The organism is Mesorhizobium kowhaii, from assembly GCF_042431665.1.
Classification (GTDB): domain Bacteria; phylum Pseudomonadota; class Alphaproteobacteria; order Rhizobiales; family Rhizobiaceae; genus Mesorhizobium; species Mesorhizobium kowhaii.
On record NZ_JBHLYT010000091.1, the window covers coordinates 15836 to 35190 of the forward strand.

The following is a 19355-nucleotide window of genomic DNA, read 5'->3' on the forward strand; positions in this document are numbered from 1 at the left end:
TATGCGACCGGGGACGCCGCATGGTTAACGATTTATTGCGGCATGGGAAGGTGCCTAATGGCTCGAGGGGGCAATGTCCACTTCGTTCGTTCAATGTCCGCGCGTGCCGGTGACGTGTTGGCTGTCGCGGGGAAACCGCTATGGCGCGACTGCGAAACGGCATTCGCCCGCATAGATGAACTGTGCGGGGACAACACGTCGCGGCTGTTCGCGGAACCGAACGCCAAGGAGCAGGAGGGCGGCCGCCTGGTCGTGGCGTGGTTCAGCAGCTTCGACGACGAGCCGAAGCGACTGAGCGAACTCGAAAGGGGAAAGCGGTCTCGGATCGAGTCGAACTTGGCAGCGTGCATCGAGGCGCTTCGTCCGGCCCTGGCGGATAAGGAAATCGGCGAGACCGTTGGGGCGATGCTCAACGTCGCGGACGAAGGCTCGATCGTCGCCGTCGGCGAGAACGCTGTCCTCACGAATTGGGGAATGCTGCCGGAGGAAGCCCGCTCGTCCCGCGCCGCATTCTTGCGACATAGCGAAAGAACAATTGGCCCCTACCTTCCAGCCGGCATGTCGCCCCGGGTGCCTGGTCAGGCGTGGGCTGCCGTCGGAGGTTTCGCCACCGCGGGACTGTCTCCCCCGCGGCGCGTGATTGCGCCCGAGGCCACCGCAGCATCCACCCAAGAGGCCCAGCCAACGGCGTCAGCAAGACACAGGCAAGCTTGGCCCATAGCTGGCCTTTCGTTCGTGTTCGCCGCCTGCCTGATCTACGCGGCCTGGCCGGGCAACCTCGTTTATCCGGGAGCGCTCCCGCCGCCACCGACAGCTCCACTCGTGAACAACGAGGAGGTCAACCGGAGCCTTGAAGAGCGGATCGGCAAAATAAAAGCGGAGCTTGCAAAGGCTGCATGCGAGGCAGATTCATCCGTTCTCGGTCCGCCGCTCGATGAACCTGGTGGCGAAACGGAAAACGGCGCGTCAGGGGCCGCCGGCGGGCAAGCGCCGGGACCCGGTTCAGCGCATTCGCTTCTCGCAACCCTGGACTCGGCAACTGTGCTGGTGCTTGCACCCTCGGCGGACTCGCTCAGCACCGGGAGCGGGTTCTTCGTAAGCCAGAAAGAAATCCTCACGAACAATCACGTTGTCGAAGGCGCCGGGGAGACGGTATTCGTCGCCAGCAAGGCGCTTGGACGCGCAGTCCCCGCCCGCGTCGTCGCGAGATCCGCAGGCAGCGAGACCGGAAATCCGGACTTTGCCCTACTGCGAGTGGACGAGGCGCCTGGCAACATGACGCCTCTGCATCTTTCGACGGAAATCGGGAGGCTGGACAGCGTGATTGCGGGAGGCTTCCCATCGTTCGTAATGTCCATGGACAGCACCTATCGAGCGATCCTCAATGGCGACACCACAGGGATCAGCAATCTCGAAATGGTCGTCACGCAGGGCAACGTGATGGCCATGCCTCAGGGCGGGGCGGCAAAGGTGATTACCCATTCCGCGAACATTTCCCCCGGCAACAGCGGAGGTCCACTTTCGGATGCCTGCGGCCGGGCGGTCGGGGTGAACACCTTTATAGTCCTCGACGGGGAGAACGTTCAGAAGCTGAACTTCTCCCTTGGCGCGAGCGACGCGATCCGGTTCCTGTCAGCCAACGGCGTGACGGTAGCCGCCGCCGATCAGCCGTGCAATCCGGCCACGGGGGGCGCCGCTGCCGCAGGGCCAGCAGGAGGCTCGGTCCAATGAGCCAGTTCGTCGCCACCACGACGCTCAGCCTGATGCGTTCCCTAGGCTCTACCGCAGAGCGCTCGGTTCATCGGCTCCAGGCCGTGCTCGGACGGGAATTTCCCGGCGGCATCGGGCTTGAGCTGGCCGAACCAGTGCCGCGCAAGGACGGCTCGGGGATCGACTGGTATACCGAGCGCGACGAGCCACTTGTCCGCATGACGGAACTCCCGCCCGAAACGGCGGCCAGCTACAGGGCGCGCTTGGACCAATCCGTCCGTGCGGTGCTTCGCGCGGCCGCCGCGCACGAAACCCGTACTGACCCAGCAGCCCGCTCGACGGCCACTGCGCTGCGCAACGCGGTGACATTTCCTGGCAATGAGAACGTATGGGTTTCCGGCGGCTCCGATGGGAGCGACGGAGTGCTCGTCCTTACGGCATGGGGTTACGAAAAACATGACGCAGAGACCAGTGGCCGGGGACAGATTGCTGCAGTCGCCCGGGACGGCCCGCCGACGGCATCTGTTTCGGCTACGGCAACGGAGCGGCCCGTGCGAGTTGCCGGGCCTTCTTGGTGGCGGGCGGTTGCCCGCAGGCTTCTTTGGCTTGTTCCTATAGCGCTCACGGGGGCGATCGCGTGGCTGCTGCTCCCAGCCTGCGGCTTGGTCCTTCCTTTCGGCGTCACCGCGTTCGGAAGGGGCGGAGGCGCTTATTGCGCTCTCGCGGCGCCGCGGCCGGCCGTCGATCAGGCCAGCGTGCGAACGCAGGAACTCATGTCGGAAGAAGCAGTGATCGAGGAGCAACTGCGACGGCATCTGAATTCATGTCAGCCGCCGCCCAGAGCCGAGCAGTCTGATCCGGCGCAGGAAGCAGACAAGCGCGTCGAAAGCGCGGGGGGGGCGGAAGGACAGGCACAGGTGACGCTCATCTGGAACAACCGAACAGACCTAGACCTCTTCGTGAAGTGCCCGGACGGCGGAATGGTGCTTCTGGACGGGCAGCCAAAATGCGGCGGCGTGCACGACATCGACATGAACCTCAACGGAGAGAACAACAAACCGGTCGAACACATAACGTGGGCGAGTAAGCCTCCTCCCGGACACTACGAGGTCTACGTGAGGTTGTTCGACAAGCGCGGCGACCCGGCTCGGCGGACCGACTTCAACGTCATTCTCAAGAATGGCGGGGGCACGCAAAGCTACCCGGGCAGCCTGACCGAAACATCTCACGATGCCTCGCAGATGAAAGTCACGGAGTTCGATGTTCCATGACTGCAGCAAGCCCACGCCAGCCTGACAGGACCACTCAATGCTGACCAACCTCGCCGATTTCAGCGACGGATTTACGCTGGTGCCGGACAGCGGCATTCAATTCGTCGAGTTCGGGTTCGACTTCGACGCCTCTCCGCGCCTGTCGAGGTCGTTCATCGAGCGGGTGTCCCCGGGCGAAACGGGTTCGGATGGAAAGACGCTGATCCGCCTGCTTCCGAACTGGAACGACGACGATCCCGACTCGGACCAGCCGCCCCACCCCCCAAAAGGCGACGACGTGGTGTACGACATCGCGAAATCGAGGGCGCTCGAGACCTTCCTGGACCGTTGGGTGCCGATGCCGTTCTTCAAGATCGAACCCGGGAAAGACTCGCTGGGCAACGAAATATACGCGCAAGGCCCTACCGACTGGGTGCGGGTGAGAGTTACGGAGACCAGGAACGCCCACGGAGACCGGAAGGGAACGCATAGGGCAATCTTCGCATTCGACAGCTCGCTCGCGCCCCGGAAGACAAACCGCCCCTATCTGGCGCCCTGCCCGGAAGACGCGATGCGGACCGAATCGTTCCGGTTCGTCGGCCAGCTTCCCGACATCATCTCGTTCCTGTCCCACAAGGTCGACGTTCCCGGACAAGGGCCCGTGGACGCACAGAAGTGGCTGGACGACTGGCTGAGGGACATCCTCCACTCCTTCAAGAAGCTCCAGAGGAAAGGCAAGGAGCTCAGGCCGGAAGACTTTCCCTTCCAGTTCGAGCATCTCGCGCGGTACATAACCTTCGTCCAGTTTATCGCCAGCGTGATCAAGCCCGTTCGCGTCACCCTCATCGACACGGTCAGCGACAACAGGGACGTTCATCCGGTCGACGTCGATCTTGTGCTCGACATCGGGAACTCGCGGTCGTGCGGACTTCTGATCCAGTCGTTCCCTGACGACGTGAACGTCGACCTCAACAACTCCGTCGTCCTGGAGCTGCGGGACCTCTCCAAGCCCGAACTCGTCTATCGCGATCCGTTCGAAAGCCAATGCGAGCTGGTGGCCGGAGAATTCGGAGCGGAAGACATCGCCAGGCGGTCTGGCCGCCCCCGGGCGTTCTTCTGGCCAAGCCTGCTCCGCATCGGCCCCGAAGCCTCGCGCCTTCGCGGGGAGTCGGAAGGCACCGAGGCGGCGACGGGGCTTTCTTCGCCGAAGCGGTACCTGTGGAGTTCCGATCCGGTTCTCCAGGAGTGGAAGTTCCGTTCGGCCTCGGCGGGCCATGCGGGAACGGAGCCGCTGATCGAGCGCTCCATGTACCGCTTCATAAACGACCGCGGCGACGTTCTCGAACAGCTCGAGAGCGACAGGCGCCAGTTCAGGCTGAAGGTCAAAGAGAGCGAGCTGCAGACGGCGAGCCGCTTCTGCTTTTCGAGGTCGTCGTTCTTCACCTTCATGCTCGTCGAAATCATCGCACAGGCGATGTCCATGATGAACAACCCCGGCACCCGGCGCGAAAGGAGGCTCAAAGATTCTCCGCGCCGCCTGCGGAGGATCATCCTGACGATCCCGTCAGCGACCCCGATTCAGGAGCAGCGCATCCTGCGGTCGCGCGCGGAAGCCGCGGTTAAGCTTCTCTGGTCCCTGTCAGGATGGGGCGACAGCGACAGCGGCATAAACAGCCAGCGCCCGGAAATCCACTGCTCCTGGGACGAGGCAAGTTCGGTTCATCTCGTCTACCTCTACGGCGAGGCCGTGCACAAGCTGGGCGGGTCGATCAGGACCCTGTTCGACGTGCTCGGCAAGGAAAGGGAGAGGCCGAAAGCGCTCCCGCCTTCCAAGTCCAAGGAGAAGCTCGAACGGTCCCTGCGCGTCGCCAGCGTCGACGTGGGCGGCGGCACCACCGACCTCATGGTTACGACCTACTTCCAGACGGACAACGTCGCCCTGTTCCCCGATCAGAACTTCCGGGAGGGGTTCCGCATCGCAGGCGACGACCTCCTCAAGGTGGTTATCGAGCGCCTTGTCATACCGAGGCTCGAGGAAGGGCTCGTCCAAGCGGGCCTGCCGAACGCGCGGAATTATCTCAAGGATCGCTTCGCCGGCGACAATCCGAACATGTCCGAGCAGGAAAAGCACCTGCGTCGCCAGTTCGTGCTGCAGGTCCTGCAGCCGATCGCAATCGCGGTCCTGTCCGAATGCGAAGCCATGCCGTCGACGAGCCGCAAGACGGAAATACGAAAGGCGGGCAGTTTCTTCGAGACCGGAGGACGGCCGATGGCCGGAGGCGACATTGCGGTGGACGCGCGCATCCTCGGATATCTCAAGGACAGTATAGGCGCGCTTGGAGCCGGAGAGTTCATGATCGCCGACTGCGACATAGCGGTCGACCCACTGGCGGTCGAGGAATGCGTCCTGTCGATCTTCGACGGCGTGTTCGACAACATCGCGGAGGCGATCAATCATCTGGACGCTGACGTGGTGCTCCTGACCGGACGGCCGATGCGCCTGCCGCAGATGATAAGCCTGTTCATGAACAAGATGTCGGTCCGGCCTGACCGCGTCATCCCGATCAAGGACTATCGCGTCGGCACGTGGTATCCGTTCCGGGGCGTCAGCAACACGCACATCGACGATCCAAAGACGACCGCGGTCGTGGGCGCAATGCTGTGCGCGCTGTCGGAGCGGCAGATCACCAACTTCACCCTCTACTCCCAGTATCTCCGGATGAAGTCGACGGCCCGGTACATCGGGCGGCTTCAGGGCAGCTCGGCGCTCCCGGACGAAACGCTGCTTTTCTCGGACATCGATCTCGATGCCGCGACGGCGGAAGCCGAGGCGGAGTTCGACTACCACAGCCCGCTTCGCATTGGCTTCAGGCAGCTTCCGCTAGAGCGTTGGGTGGCGACTCCGCTCTACAAGTTGACGACCGCGCAGACGCGGTCGGCGCGGAGCGTGCGAAAGCCGGTCCGCGTCACGATCGCGCGCAACGTGCAGGCGCCGGAAGACGACGAGGTGAACGAGATCGCGCTTCTTACGAGCGAGGCGACGCGCGAGGAATTCGTGATCCAGGACGCCGAGGACGCCGACGGCTCTCCGGTTAAACGCATCATGGAGCTGAAGCTGGACACGCTCGCGGTCGAGGCGGGTGACGGCTACTGGCTCGATACCGGAATTATCTCCATCCAGTGAAAGCTGAAGGCATGCGTAAAGAGTTGAAGAAAACCTGCGACACCGCGCTGAAATCGGCGCAGGAGGGCCTTGCCTGGGTAGGAGCCGCCGCAAACGCGGAACGGGTCGGCAGCACACGCTCGGCCGCCGAGCAGCAGCTCAGGAAGTCCATCGTCGCCACCCGAAAGGCGATGTTGGCCATCGACCGCCCCATGTGCGTCGGGGTGTTCGGCCCCAGCCAAGCTGGCAAGTCCTATCTGGTGTCGGTCCTGGCCCGCAATGGAGGCGCGCCCTTGATGGCCCGCTTGGGCGATCTGGGACGGGAGGTCGACTTCATCCGGGAGATCAACCCCGGCGGCGATCGGGAGTCCACTGGGCTTGTCACCCGCTTTTCGGTTCGAGAAGAGCCAAGTCCGGCCGGCGCGCCCGTTGTGCTGAGGATGCTGAGCGAAACAGACGTAGCCAAGGTCCTGGGCAATAGCTTCTTCCTTGACGGGGACGCGAAGAAACGCGCGCCGCTGACTTCTGACGTCGTCCTGTCCGCATTGGAAAACGCTAAGAGCCGGTCCGCTTCGCAGGCAGCTTCTGATGGCATGGCCGAGGAGGACGTGTGGGACCTTCAGGAATATTTCGAGAAGCAGTTCGCTGGGCTGCCGAACATCGAGATGCTGGGAGCCTACTGGGAGGAAGCCGCCTTCCTCGCCTCCCGGCTTTCCATCGCCGACAGGGCGGACCTTTTTTCCGTGCTGTGGGGCGGATTGCAGAAATTCACCGATCTCTACGTTGAACTCGTCAGCGCCCTTGAAAGCCTTGGGTTCGCCAAGGACGCCTATTGCCCAATCGAAGCCCTGGTTCCCCGGGAAAGCAGCATCATAGACGTCGAGACGCTACGGGGCCTCGGGAAATCCGGCCAGGACGAGCTGCTCATCAGGCCGATGAAGGGATCGACTGTCTCGTTGCCAAGACCCGTGATCGCCGCATTGGTGGCAGAGCTCCGGATTGCGATATCGGAACAGCCATGGCCATTCTTCGAGCACACTGACCTCCTGGATTTCCCGGGCGCTCGCAGCCGGCAGAAGGTAGATCTGCAGGCCTTCATCGAGGGCAACCCGGACGCGCTCAAGGAACTCTTCGTCCGGGGCAAGGTCGCCTACCTTTTCGACCGTTACGTGGCAGAGCAGGAACTTTCGAGCATGCTGCTTTGCATCAAGCCCTCGAACCAGGATGTCGCGACTCTCCCCGACATGATCGACGACTGGATCCGGACCTCGCACGGGGAAAGCCCGTTCGACCGCGCCCGGACCGACACTGCACTGTTCCTGGTGCTGACGATGTTCGACATGCACTTCAGCGAAAAGGCGGGCGAGGAGGGACAGAGCCTGGCGGATCGTTTCAGCGCGCGCCTGGGCGCATCGCTGACACGCTTTTTCGGCAAGGCCCACAAGTGGCCGTTCGAATGGATGCCGGACAGGCCTTTCAACAACTCCTACTGGCTGCGCAACCCGAATTTCAAGGCAGAGTCCCTCATCAAGTACAAGGGCAGCGCCGAGATCGAGATCTTGCCCGACAAGATAGCGAAGGTCGCCGCCCTGCGAGAGGCGTATCTTGGGGTCAGTGAAGTTCAGCAGCATTTCCGGGAGCCGGCCAAAGCCTTCGACGAGGCCCTCAGGCTGAACGATGGCGGCGTAAGCTATCTGGCAGAGAATCTTGCGGCCATCTGCCGTCCCGAGATCAAGTATGCACAGATACAGGGCCGCGTGGGGAACATTGCCCACGATGTCCGCCGCGTGCTCGCCCCGTATTTCATCGAAAGCGACATCAACAAGCGCATTGCGGAGCGTCGGGAAGTCTCCGACCAGATTCTCGCAGACCTCGCCGGGATCTGGGAGCAGGACCACTTCGGGACCGCCATGAGGATGCTGCAGATATCGCAGAACGGCATCTCAGAACATCTTCACATTGAATACGGGAACCGCCTGAAGCGTCAGAGCGCGCCAGAGGACGGTTCCGAAGGCCGGACCGAAGCTGCGGCGAAGAAGCGCGCGCCGCCTCCGCGGCCGGGCGCTCCTCCTTTGCCCGGAAACAAGAAGAAGGTGGCCGGCGCCGCGGTTTCCCCGGGGGGATCAGTCTCTCAGAAAGCGCTGCCGCGCGAAGCATATCTTGCCCGCTCGGCCATCAGGCATTGGACCGACGGCCTTTTCGCCCTTGCGCGAAACGACAATGCGCTGCAGGCCATCGGCCTCGGGCAAGAGTCCGCGAACGAGCTGGTCGCCGAGCTTACTGCCGCGGCACGGCGGTCAGGGATCGAAGAACGCATAGCCGGGGATCTCGCCAGGCTCTCGGGAAGTTCGGTCGAAAGGTCTGACATCCTGCTCGAGAAGGCAGGCTTTCTCGCGACGAGCCACATCAACCGTTTCGTCAGCACGCTTGGCTTCGACGCGATGCCCGAGAACAAGCGGCCAATGGCTCCTGACGGCACCGAAAACGGAGAAGTCAGGGTGTTTGCCCGCCGTCCGAGCGTCTCCGACTGTGACGGGCTTGGCGTGGAGCGGCGGAACTTCTCCTACCTCGCGCTCTCAGAATGGATGTACGCCTTCCACCAGGTGGTTATCGACAACGTCCTCTCGGGCGAGGGGATCACCATCAACGTCGAGGAGAATGAGCGCCTGAGGGCCATCCTGGAGGCGCTCGATGCGTCGGCGCCGCCTGTCGCGCCCGCTGGGCCGGCTCGATGAACAAGGTTGCGGTCAAAGTCAGCGAGGACGAGACACGCCTGTTCGGGCATGCCCTGATCACGTTCCCGCAGGAATTGGGCAGTTCTCCCAGGCTGCGCCTGTCGATCATGCGCAAGTCCAAGGACGCTCCCTATCTTGGCGATGCCGGATGGCAGGCGCGTCCGGCAACCGTAGATGCGGCGGTCGTCAGCCGCGGCGCGAATTCGGCCACGGTGGCCGTCGGGCCCGAGGTCTGCGACCAGATACCAGTTGACCTGCAGGTGAGGATCGAAGTCGAAGGCCATGACATCGAAGGGAGCGCCTTCTGGCCGCCGATCCCGCCTAGCCCGGGAGCTTGGTCACAGGAGCTGACCCCTTTTAAGACACCCGTTCCTCAGGCCATCGAGCGGGAGTTGGAAGAGGCTCTCGAACAGGCCGTGGAACTGCCTCGGGCGGTGGAGCCGAAACCCCAGCTTGTGGCCCCGCCTCCGAAGAAGAAGCGGCGGTTCCTGTACCTTCTGATCCCGCTGGCGCTGCTGGTGGCAGGCGGAGGGTACTACATCGCCGACAGCAGGGGGTGGCTCCATAAGCCCGAGCCTTTGCTCGCGCGTTTCGAGAGGCTGAAGTTGACGGACACCAACGGCGCTGAACTGTTCGCCCTGAGCGGCGAGGCATACCGGGAAGGCGACGGCGGAATTGGCTTGCAGGCGATCAATCTTGCGATGGAGCGGGGCAACAAGGACGCAAAACTCGAAATCGCGCGCTGGTACGATCCAAGCTCGTTCGATCCCGCCAAAGCCGATCGGGCCGACGCGAACAGGGCGGCGAGGGCCTATTTCGAGCTGTCGGTAGAAGGCCAGACAGCGGCCAAGGAACTGCTCCGCTCCCTCTGCGCGAAGAGCGCGAGTTCGCCCCAGGATCCTGCGTTCAGCGGGTTCCTGACGGACACTTACTGCGAGGGGACGATGGAATAATGATCGAAAATTGCAAGGTCCGGCAATGCGCCGCCTATTGAACCGTCAGAGGGACAAAAGCATGCCGAAGAGCAGCTTAGACCAATATCTCCTGCCCTTCAGGGGGCGCATGGCGGCCGTAGCCGCGGCAATGCTGCTGGTCACAGCCATGGCGGCGGGAGCGCAGGAAAATTCCGCTGCGAACGAGCTTTTCAACTACCCGGACACTGTGCTGAACGGGATAGTCAGCGCCCAGTTTTCCAAGCCGATGGATGAATGCCGGAAACTCTGCGAGGCGCGTTCCGGGTGTCAGGGATTTGACCATTCTCAAAAGGACGAGTGCCGCTTGTTCGCGAGCGTGGGCGCCGGACGCGTGAGCGTGGGTTCGACCGCTGCGACGCGCAGCCTGCTTTCGAATTACGCCGATCCGACAAATCCTCCGCTTGCAGCCAGGCTGGCGAAGCTCAAGGAGACGGACACAGACGGCCATGAACTCTTCGACCTGAGCAAGGAGGCTTTCAAGCGCGGAGACCGGGGCGTCGGGATGCAGGCGATAAATCTCGCGATGCAGAGAGGCAACCAGGGCGCGAAACTCGAAATGGCGAAATGGTATGATCCAAGGACCTTCGCGCCGGACCGCGTCGATGCCATCGACTCCAATAAGGCGGCGCGTTCGTATTTCGAACTCGCGCTTGAGGGCAATGCGCAAGCCAACAGCCTGCTGAGCTCGCTTTGCCTCGACGCCAGCGACGCCGGATCGAGCCACTCTAACGCATACGAAAATTTCCTTCGCACCACCTACTGCGAAGGGTCGATCAGTCCTTGACCCCGCTGCGGTTTGTCATTGGTTTAATGGGTTGGGCCAGGGGGAAAGCAGGAATGCAGCAGAGGGGTCGTCGCTTGCGCGTGGCCGCGGCGGGAATAGCGTCGGCCATGCTGCTGCTGTCATTTTCTCTCGCAATGCCTGGAATTGCTCCGAGGGCTTCGGCGCAGGAGGCCGGAGGCGACTTTCTCGATTATCCCGGGACTGTTTTAAGGGGACTCTCCAGCGCAGAGTTCAGGAGGCCTTTAGACGACTGCCGGAAAATCTGCCTGGAGCGTTCGGGCTGCGCTGGCTTCGATCACTCCTCCGCGACCAACCTCTGCCGTTTGTTTCCAGCAGTCGCCTCGGCACAGTCCGATCCGCTCTCGATCAGCGGCACGCGCCAGCGAATTCCAGGCTACCACGATCCCGCCAACGCCGAGTCGTGGTACTACGCGTCTTTCAGCGGCGTCGATCTCTGGGGCGGCGATCTCGTGGCGAAAGGCCTGGATGCGCCCAATGCTGAAAGCTGCTCGGCTCTGTGCGACAGCCGAGCCTCTTGCCGGGCGTTCACCTACAACCAGGAAGTGAACCGATGCTTCCTGAAATCGGGCTTCGATTTCGTGCAGTCCTACCCTTTGGGACGGTCCGGCCTCTATTACAAGGCCAAGCCATCGGCCCCTCCTCCGACCTTGACCGCCGACTGGGAGCTTTTCACCACGAGCGGCCTCATTGGAAATGGCATGCAGTCAGCTGCGATCTCGTATCAGGAATGCATGCAGCAATGTGGCTCGGATGGTGGATGCGGTGGGTTCACCTGGGTGATCGCGCGACCCAACCGATGTTTCCTAGTCGACGGAACGAACCTCTACCCGATACGAAGAAGAGGCATGACGTCGGCGCGAAAAAACAGCCGGACGGTCACTCCCGATTTTGTACATCCCGTCGCTCCGAGGGACTGAAACATGCCGCCGCGGATCGCATTTCTCATCGCTGTCGCCTGCGCCCTCTTTGGTCTTTCCTCGCCGCTGAAAGCTGACCCGGTACGGGGAGCCCACATCCCAAACGCCAACCTGCATCGCATAATCGAAGACGCCAGGCTGCGTCAGATGATCGGGCAGATGGTGCTGGTTGGCTTCGTCGGCAGCGAGCCGGATGCCGAGGGCTACGCGAGGGTCGTCAGGCAAGCAGAGGAAGGAAAGATCACGGGCGTCATCTATCTGGGGCGCAATATCAACGGCCTAAAGCAAGTGCGGCAACTGAACGAGGGCCTGCAGCGCTTCGCGGCAACCCCGCTGCTCATCGCTGTCGATCAGGAGGGCGGCCGTATCCAAAGGCTCACGGGTGCCATCGGGTTCAAGGAGACGCCTAGCGAGGCGACTGTGGCTAAGTCCATGAGTCCAGACGAGGCCGGGGTGGTTTACCAGAACCTCGCTTCCGCTCTCTCGGATCTGGGGTTCAACCTCAACTTGGCTCCGGTCGTCGACGTCAACGTCAACCCGGCAAATCCCATCATTGGCAAGCTTGGCAGGAGCTTTTCCGCCGATCCGCAGACGGTCGAGGCATACGCGAAGGTTTTCGTCGAAGCGCATCGGGCGAAGGGAGTGCTAACGGCCTTGAAACACTTCCCGGGACACGGTTCTAGCACCAAGGACAGCCACAAGGGCATGGCCGACGTTTCCAAGACATGGAGCGATAAGGAACTTCTCCCCTACAAGAACCTGATCGCATCGGGGGATGTCGACATGGTCATGTCCGCGCATGTGATAAATGACAAGCTGTCCTTTTCGAACCAAATCCCCTCCTCGCTTTCCCGCGCGACGTTGACCGGGCTGCTGCGGGACAACATGCACTTCAAAGGCGTGGTCATCAGCGACGACATGCAGATGCAGGCCATTACCGACAACATCAGCTTCGAGGACTCAGTGCGCCGAGCCGTTTTGGCAGGGAACGACATCCTGATATTCGCCAACGACAAACATCCAGACCCCCTGGTCCCGGAAAAGGTTGCCGCCTTCCTGTCTGAAGAAGCGCGCAAGGACCCGGAAATGCTCGAGCGGATAGAGAAATCCTATGAAAACGTCATGCGCCTGAAAAGGAAGCTGGCACCGGCCGTTTCCGAGGAAACGACTATCGTAAGGGAACGGTAGCGCGCGAGCGCCTAGGCAAGGAGGAAGCATGCTGGCGTATGGTCTTCGCTACTGTACAGCGGTACTTCTTTTGGGAATGGCAGGCGCAGTTGCTGCTATCGTGCCGCCAACCGGGATTCGGCCAGCGAACGCGCAGTCGACAGGAGAGTTCTTCGATTATACACAGACCCACCTGAACGGGAGTGTCAGCGCGACGGTCAGCGTGCCGCTGGAGTCCTGCAGGAACCTCTGCGTCGCGCGTTCGGGATGCATCGGCTTCGACCACTCGTCGTCCGAGGGACTTTGCAGGCTGTTCGCGAGCGTCGGCGGCGCGAGCCAAAACCAGCAATACATCGCCGGCACTCGCAGTCTGGTCACGGGCTACCATCCGCCAGCCAATCCGCCTGTCGCGGCTAAACCGACCGAGCCGTCGATCCAGGGAGCGTCGGAGGCAGAAGCAAAGAAGCAGGAAAGTGCCACATCGCAAAAGACACGCAAGCCTGCGCCGGTCGTCCGCGCGAAACCAAGACGTAAAAAACAACGCGATGCGACAAACCCGCGGCCGGCAGCAAAGTCAAAGGCGCCCTCGCCAGCTCCGGCGGCACGTGAGTCTAAGTTCCGAATCTGCAACAACCATTTCGGTACCTTCTCGGTTCTCGCATCCCGGAAATGTCCGCTGAGCGGCCCCGCAAGCTTTTGAGATTCTGTTCGGAAAGCGGCGGAGAAAGGTAACCAATGTCACAGATGAACAATCGGCAGACATGCCAGGTGTCCGAGCCACCAGCCGACATGGATTCTCCTTGTCCGCGGACGCTCGCGAATCGCTTTCGCCGTCAGCACTCGAGCGACAGAATCATTGCACTTCTCTTCGCGTTGCTAGTCGCAGTTGCGGCTGCTGTTGTTCCGCCGGCCGGAGTTCGGCCCGCGAACGCGCAATCGGCAGAGGAGCTCTTCCGCTACCCGCAGACTTTCCTGAACGGGACCGTCAGCGCTACGGTCAGCGTGCCGCTGGAGGCCTGCAGGAACCTTTGTTCCACCCGCTCGGGGTGCGCAGGCTTTGACCATTCGTCGGATGGCAGCGTCTGCAGGCTGTTCGCGAGCGTAGCGGGCGCGGAGCAAAGCCAAGGACATACGGCCGGCGCCCGCAGTCTGGTCACTGGCTACCGTCCGCCAGTCAATCCACCTGCCTTTCCACAGGCTGCAGAACCGCCGCCGCAGCATAGCCAGCCGGAACAGGAGGCAGTGGCCGTAACGCCACCTCCTGCCAATTTCAGGCGTTTCCTCAACAGGGATCTGAAGAGTAAAGCCGCAGAGACCCGCCAAGCGGATAGCGTGGAACAGTGTGAATCCATGTGCCTAGCCTCGGAAAGCTGGTGCAGGGCTTTCACTTACGACGCATGGAACCGGAAGTGCTTTCTCAAGGAGCGACAAGGCCAACTCTTGATGAATGCCCGCGCCACTAGCGGCGTCATCTCGGGGGATGAAACTCCTCCGGCGTCGAGCGCGGCTCCCTATTTCGAATATTTCAACGGCAAGGCTTTTTCGGGGAACGGGTTCACGGTGCTGACCGCCCGCGCCCGCGACGAGTGCGAACGGGACTGCTCGGCACTGGACCAGTGCATCGCTTTCGGATTCACCCAATCTCAGAAGCGCTGCGTCCTTTTCGACCAACCGGGCGAATATTCAAGCAGTCGGGGAACCGACAGCGGCGCAATACGCCAAGACTAATCGGTATGCGGGCCGGGGAATGTCTGCGGATTCCGACGATCGCGCGCATGCACTCCAACCTGATGCCGCGCACCGTTCCGACTTGATCGCGCGCATGTGCGGCGACGGATCGTTGAAGGTAAATGTGACTATGAACTTATCCTGGTCAAGCTGGTGTCGACGAGATCGCTGTGGAGGGCTGAAGATTGCCTCCAACGGAGCGAAGCAGACCGGCGCCGCGCTTTCCAACGCGCCGTATGGGCCGGTCTGCTTTGCGGGCCGCGCGTCCGACATTCTTTTGGCCAGGATATTTTCCACGGTTTTACGGTCCGGCCTTTCAGGTCTGTATTTCGTGCGGAGCGGCAATCAACGTGAGAGCATAATTTCGGCCGATTGGCGCAGACGGCGCATGGACTCACCGCTCATTTCAAGCCTGTGAGCGTTGTGAACAAGACGATCCAATATTGCGTCGGCGTACGTTGGGTCGCTGATTTTTTCGTGCCATCTGGCTACGGGGAATTGGCTGGTGACGAGGGTCGACCAGCGGCCAATCGTCCCTCAAGGATTTCCAGCAGATAGTGGGGAGCATTGCCGTCGATGGGCTGAAGCCCGTAGTCATCTAGGATGAGAAGTTCGACGGCGCCGAGACTTTTCAGGCGCGCTGCAAGGCTGCCGATTCCGCGGGCCTGCTGAGGCTCTGCAGCAATGCCGGCATCCGGACGTAAAGGACCGAATGATGGTCGCGGCAGGCCTTGTGTCCCAAGGCACAGGCCAACCAGCTTTTCCCAATGCCTGTCGGGCCGACAATGGCGCAGTTCTCGTGCTTCCTGATCCAGTCGCCCGCAACCAGCAGGTCGAGTATGCTGCGATCATATTCGCGTGGCGCACGGCGAATAAATTCCCCGGGACGAATAGCGTCTCGCATCGGGCCTGCGCCGATCGCGGTCGGCACGTCATCTCAGTACGAATTGCCAATCGACCACCCGTTACCCAAAGCTCATAAGGATCAAGGCTCGATTGTATGAAGCGGGGCGGACGCGGGTTGGACACCTCAAACCTGACAGCTGACGAAATCCTGGTCGTGATCAGGACTACTCAAAAGGCCTTGAAGCAGACCGATGCGCTGCTTTCGAAAGCCGCTCGGGCGGGAATAAAGGCACCGACTGCGCTGGCGACGGGATTGCTTGCGAGACAGTCTGTTGAAGGCGCCGCTGACGCCTGAGTTCGCTGACGAGGGAAGACCGATGTGAAAACGATCCTGGTGCTGCTGGTACTTCTGGCCCGGCCGTGCCCATTCGAGAATTGGCGGCGGATGACCGAAGAAGAAGTTTGTGGATAGTCCTCCCTAGCTGAAGCTCGGTAGCAGCGCGTAGACTTGCAGCCTCGCTTACCTGCGGCGGGTCGTAATTGGTGGGAGCTGCTGCCGTTGACCCGTCGCCATAGCACGCCAGTGCATCGCGAGCGCAACAATGCCCGCGAGGGTTAGCGCACCAAAGATTGTTGGCTCAAGGCCCGGCAGCACAGTCGCATTGCCGATACACGGATCGGCCAGCTCCTTGTGAAAATCAGTGCAGATACGTGCGGGATCGTTCAGCGTCCGGAGCTGCGACCAATCCCACACGTTGGCGCCTGGGTCCTTCTTGCCGTCGTTCAGCATTACCGTCGCGGAGAGAAACGTACACCAGAAATAGACCAGCGCGATCGCGGGTAGCAGAGAGAAGACTACAATCATCGCGCCTTGATAGACGCGGCCCTCACGCGAGCCCGTGTCGATTGCGTCGAAGCCGACAACGGGTATCCGCTCATGCCATTGCGAGCCGCCGCGAAAAGCGTAGACGCGTCCAATGAGTGAGGTTAGTGCGAGTAAAATCGAACATATCGGGATTGCGATCATTACTGCAGGCACCCTCGCCTTCATGACCAGCTTTGCCCCGAATATCTCTTCCCCGCCTTGCGCTACCACCCAGGAATTCAGGGCGTAATAGAGAAGGAGCGCGCTGACCACAAACCAAACTTTGCTAAGCTGCGATTGCGTCATTTGCACCTCTTGTTCGTTATGGGTGGCCCCGGCTCGTTCGGCAGACGGGCTACTGACCTACTAGATCAGCTGATAGCGCCATATCGAAATTCATTTTGAGCCGGGCACTGGCAATCAGGTTCTTTGGCCCGACAGTGATATCGAGAAGTTCGATCGACGGCGTGTCAGCGGAAATCTTCAATCCCGGAACGTTGGTATTGTGAACGGCCTTCAAAATCTCATCGGATGCGTCGTTGATCTGCTTATTGAGATCGACTTTCGCATGAGCCTCTAAATCTGCAAGGATCTGGGTTTCGAACAAGGATTGTGCCGCCTTCCAGAAGGCGTTGTCCAGGACGGTCGCGAAATGCAATTCATTGATCGAGATCGCTGTTCCAGTTTTCTCGACGCGGGGTAGCCCTGAGAGGTAAACCCAGCCAGTCGTATTCAAGTACTCCCCGGGCAGCTTCGCCTGTACCTTCAAGCCAACCACGACGGAGCCGGCGCTAGGATAGAGGTCAACGTCGTCGACCTTCACATCGACGGCGCCTGCCGGCGTCTGCTGCTGGAAATCGCGACCCTTAAGGTTCTTTGACAGCTCGTCTAATAGCAATCCATAGGCAGCAGTTGCTTGCAGCGTGATATCGGCTTGACTTCGATCGGCTGATGTTTTGCCCAAAGGCGGCAGAGACAGGGACTGTGTGGGAACTGGCTCTGCTGCAAGACTGGTCTTTGCCGCGACACGCACGGTCATCTTCATGCCTTGCGCTTCACCGACCAGGCCCGAAAAGCTCGCCGCTGTGGGGACGATGTTGAGATAGACGGGCGTGCTGTCCCGTCGATCGATCTTGATCGAGAAGGCGTGCCATTGGGCCTCCACCTTTGACCGAAGCGCATCACAGGGTAAAGCTTTGGAAATGGCATCCTGTATCTTGGCACGGTGGTCATTGATCTGGCCGTTCAACACGTCGGCCAGTCCCAGATTGATTGGCCCTGCGCAAACTTGGGGATGCCCCAGGTTTCCAAAATCAAAGCCGAGGCAGTTTTTGCCAACGACTTCCACCGAAGCACTGCTCACCCATCTGCCGGTTGGGGTTCCAGAGAGCACGGGGCACCACTTATCGTTCATATCGAACTGCAGATCGACGCCGGGGACCAGCCGAGCCTCGAAGTTCTTTCCCGAAAGCGAAGCAATCTGGCAAGGTCGCCGCCTACGCCGGCCTGACCGCTGACAAACAGCGGCTGTTCGACGTGAACGCCATTGCCCGCCTGGGTCACGACAAGAGGGCCATCAGTTTTGATATCAGCATGCCAATGATAGTCGGCGCATTGGTTCGTAGTGCCAATGCTCGGAGCGGTAATGTCTGGCACTTCAGCACAAACGCGGACACCGATCCATTTGCATTCGGTATGATGTCCGACGTATCCGGGATTAATATGAGGAATACCGACACATCCAATTTGACCATCTCCTTGCACTGGAACGGATTGCGGTATCTTCGATTGTGCTGCTTGCACTAACGTCTCATACGGAATTTGTGCCACCAGCGTGAGAACGCTGTCCGACGTCGGAGCCGGCGGCACATCGGCAGTGCCACCATGGTCTGGCGCCTGGAAGAGATTTTTTTCGCAGCCCGACACGCTAAGTAAAATGAGAAGGACCGGAACGAACCGGCGGGTTGCGACGGCCAAGTGAGCGACACGCAACTTCATGCCAGGTCTGGTACGCGATGCCATGGACGTCTCCCCCAAGAGTGCTTTGCACCTGCTGAAGCGGCGTCGCTGAATGTCACCGCTTTGTGTTCTCTACGTGATCGAATGATCTTCAGGTCCCCATGCGGAGGCCGGCGTCGAAGCTCCTGCTGCCAAAAGACAGCCGAAAAAGCGATCCCGCGCGAGGAACTTAGTTGAGAACTCTATTCTTTACATTGACCACACATTACTCTTTATTGCATAGTGATGTAAGAGGAGGCTGGAACTTTTTAAGAAATTGACAGAGCAGCATCGCTGGTCGAAAGGCCTTCGTGTGAAAAGTTGTTAGCCGCTTAAACATTTCGCTGCTTGAGCGTTTGTCGTATGAAGTCGAATCTCTCAATCGCCATCCTCAAACAAAGTCCATCGTCAGTCCTTATTCAGGCCGTTGGAAGGAAGAGCCTACATGGCCGCGACTAATTTATTCGACGAGCGCCGCCTCGCGGTAATGATTGCAGCGGCAAAGCGATGGAAAACGCAGCCGCCGACGCCTGCGACGACGCAAGTGACGCCATCGGAACAGGCGCGCTACGACGCTCGCCGTTCGAGCTTCGTTCAGGCGAGCGAATTGAAGGCTCAAGGCCGTCTTCCGGTGTTCGTCGAGCGCAAGATCGGCCCCACCCTTGACTGGTACACCTTGCCGCCGGACGATGCTACTCGAGCCGCTGGCCTGCCGGTCGCGCGCATCGTGATCAACGTCGATCCGAAGGTCGATCCTGTCGGGTTTGCGACCGGGTTCATGATTTCACCCAACATTCTTCTGACCAACTGGCATGTGTTTCCGGATCCCGGCTCGGTTCGAGGAACAGGCGCCAACTTTCTTCACGATCAAACGGCATCGGGTGTCACTCGAGGCATTATTTTTGAGTTCGATCCGGATGCGCTTTTCTTCTCGGCGGAGGATCTCGATTTCGCGATCGTCGCGGTGAAGCCGAAGGCGGTCACTGGCGAGCTTCTTTCTTCCGTCAACTTCCTGGCGATCAATGGATCGCGGTCAAAGATCCTGCCAGGAATGCCGATCCGGATGATCGAATATCCTGATGGCGGGCCAAAACGCTATGCGATGGAGAATTGCCGGCTGCTCGAACTGCGGGACGACGGTTTCCTCCGGTACGAGACCGACACTGAGGGTGGATCGTCGGGCTCACCCTGCTCCTC

14 protein-coding genes and 1 pseudogene are annotated in these 19355 nt (G+C 60.8%); 11 read left to right on the plus strand and 4 right to left on the minus strand.

The window, feature by feature from the left end:
- The first annotated feature begins 93 nt into the window (after positions 1-93).
- From ACFFNA_RS34900 to ACFFNA_RS34945, 10 genes are all read left to right on the plus strand, one after another.
- A complete protein-coding gene (locus ACFFNA_RS34900; protein ID WP_378924420.1) occupies positions 94-1731 on the plus strand; it encodes a S1C family serine protease in 1638 nt (545 codons plus the stop codon).
- Positions 1728-2981 (plus strand): hypothetical protein, encoded by a 1254-nt coding sequence (locus ACFFNA_RS34905; protein ID WP_378924421.1) that lies wholly within the window; start codon positions 1728-1730, stop codon positions 2979-2981. The genes ACFFNA_RS34900 and ACFFNA_RS34905 overlap by 4 nt, the downstream gene beginning before the upstream one ends.
- Positions 2982-3018: 37 nt before the next feature.
- A complete protein-coding gene (locus ACFFNA_RS34910) occupies positions 3019-6144 on the plus strand; it encodes a virulence factor SrfB (RefSeq protein ID WP_378924422.1) in 3126 nt (1041 codons plus the stop codon).
- A complete protein-coding gene (locus tag ACFFNA_RS34915) occupies positions 6141-8858 on the plus strand; it encodes a virulence factor SrfC family protein (protein ID WP_378924423.1) in 2718 nt (905 codons plus the stop codon). The genes ACFFNA_RS34910 and ACFFNA_RS34915 overlap by 4 nt, the downstream gene beginning before the upstream one ends.
- Entirely contained in the window at positions 8855-9811 is a 957-nt protein-coding gene (locus ACFFNA_RS34920) for a hypothetical protein (RefSeq protein ID WP_378924424.1), read from the plus strand. The genes ACFFNA_RS34915 and ACFFNA_RS34920 overlap by 4 nt, the downstream gene beginning before the upstream one ends.
- Before the next feature lie 61 nt (positions 9812-9872).
- On the plus strand, positions 9873-10616 hold the full coding sequence (locus ACFFNA_RS34925; protein ID WP_378924425.1) for a hypothetical protein: 744 nt from the start codon (positions 9873-9875) through the stop codon (positions 10614-10616).
- A gap of 107 nt (positions 10617-10723) precedes the next feature.
- A complete protein-coding gene (locus tag ACFFNA_RS34930; protein ID WP_378924426.1) occupies positions 10724-11554 on the plus strand; it encodes a PAN domain-containing protein in 831 nt (276 codons plus the stop codon).
- A gap of 3 nt (positions 11555-11557) precedes the next feature.
- Positions 11558-12742, plus strand: coding sequence for a glycoside hydrolase family 3 N-terminal domain-containing protein (locus tag ACFFNA_RS34935; RefSeq protein ID WP_378924427.1), 1185 nt, complete (start codon positions 11558-11560; stop codon positions 12740-12742).
- A gap of 28 nt (positions 12743-12770) precedes the next feature.
- Positions 12771-13421 carry a PAN domain-containing protein gene (locus ACFFNA_RS34940; protein WP_378924428.1) on the plus strand — a complete coding sequence of 217 codons (651 nt, stop codon included), beginning with the start codon at positions 12771-12773 and terminating at the stop codon, positions 13419-13421.
- A gap of 35 nt (positions 13422-13456) precedes the next feature.
- A complete protein-coding gene (locus tag ACFFNA_RS34945) occupies positions 13457-14449 on the plus strand; it encodes a PAN domain-containing protein (RefSeq protein WP_378924429.1) in 993 nt (330 codons plus the stop codon).
- A gap of 345 nt (positions 14450-14794) precedes the next feature.
- Here ACFFNA_RS34945 and ACFFNA_RS34955 read toward each other — a convergent pair.
- The 4 genes and pseudogenes from ACFFNA_RS34955 to ACFFNA_RS34970 all read right to left on the minus strand — a co-directional run.
- Positions 14795-15335, minus strand: a pseudogene (locus ACFFNA_RS34955) (ATP-binding protein); the annotation flags it as partial.
- 480 nt (positions 15336-15815) lie between these two features.
- Entirely contained in the window at positions 15816-16466 is a 651-nt protein-coding gene (locus tag ACFFNA_RS34960) for a hypothetical protein (RefSeq protein ID WP_378924430.1), read from the minus strand.
- 49 nt (positions 16467-16515) lie between these two features.
- Complete coding sequence (locus ACFFNA_RS34965) at positions 16516-17574, minus strand: DUF4403 family protein (protein WP_378924431.1); 1059 nt, start codon at positions 17572-17574, stop codon at positions 16516-16518.
- Positions 17571-18182 (minus strand): hypothetical protein, encoded by a 612-nt coding sequence (locus tag ACFFNA_RS34970; RefSeq protein ID WP_378924432.1) that lies wholly within the window; start codon positions 18180-18182, stop codon positions 17571-17573. Before ACFFNA_RS34970 ends, ACFFNA_RS34965 begins: the two co-directional genes overlap by 4 nt.
- A 403-nt stretch (positions 18183-18585) precedes the next feature.
- On the opposite strand from ACFFNA_RS34970, the gene ACFFNA_RS34975 reads away from it, so the two are divergent.
- Positions 18586-19355, plus strand: a 770-nt coding sequence (locus ACFFNA_RS34975) for a trypsin-like serine peptidase (protein ID WP_378924433.1), incomplete at its 3' end; no start/stop codon positions are given.

Bases quoted from the DNA above. Each gene is read 5' to 3' on its own strand.
- ACFFNA_RS34900 (WP_378924420.1), top strand. From the start codon at position 94: ATGTCCGCGCGTGCCGGTGACGTGTTGGCTGTCGCGGGGAAACCGCTA.
- ACFFNA_RS34905 (WP_378924421.1), top strand. From the start codon at position 1,728: ATGAGCCAGTTCGTCGCCACCACGACGCTCAGCCTGATGCGTTCCCTA.
- ACFFNA_RS34910 (WP_378924422.1), top strand. From the start codon at position 3,019: ATGCTGACCAACCTCGCCGATTTCAGCGACGGATTTACGCTGGTGCCG.
- ACFFNA_RS34920 (WP_378924424.1), top strand. From the start codon at position 8,855: ATGAACAAGGTTGCGGTCAAAGTCAGCGAGGACGAGACACGCCTGTTC.
- ACFFNA_RS34925 (WP_378924425.1), top strand. From the start codon at position 9,873: ATGCCGAAGAGCAGCTTAGACCAATATCTCCTGCCCTTCAGGGGGCGC.
- ACFFNA_RS34930 (WP_378924426.1), top strand. From the start codon at position 10,724: ATGCTGCTGCTGTCATTTTCTCTCGCAATGCCTGGAATTGCTCCGAGG.
- ACFFNA_RS34935 (WP_378924427.1), top strand. From the start codon at position 11,558: ATGCCGCCGCGGATCGCATTTCTCATCGCTGTCGCCTGCGCCCTCTTT.
- ACFFNA_RS34940 (WP_378924428.1), top strand. From the start codon at position 12,771: ATGCTGGCGTATGGTCTTCGCTACTGTACAGCGGTACTTCTTTTGGGA.
- ACFFNA_RS34945 (WP_378924429.1), top strand. From the start codon at position 13,457: ATGTCACAGATGAACAATCGGCAGACATGCCAGGTGTCCGAGCCACCA.
- ACFFNA_RS34960 (WP_378924430.1), bottom strand. From the start codon at position 16,466: ATGACGCAATCGCAGCTTAGCAAAGTTTGGTTTGTGGTCAGCGCGCTC.
- ACFFNA_RS34965 (WP_378924431.1), bottom strand. From the start codon at position 17,574: ATGAACGATAAGTGGTGCCCCGTGCTCTCTGGAACCCCAACCGGCAGA.
- ACFFNA_RS34970 (WP_378924432.1), bottom strand. From the start codon at position 18,182: ATGGCATCGCGTACCAGACCTGGCATGAAGTTGCGTGTCGCTCACTTG.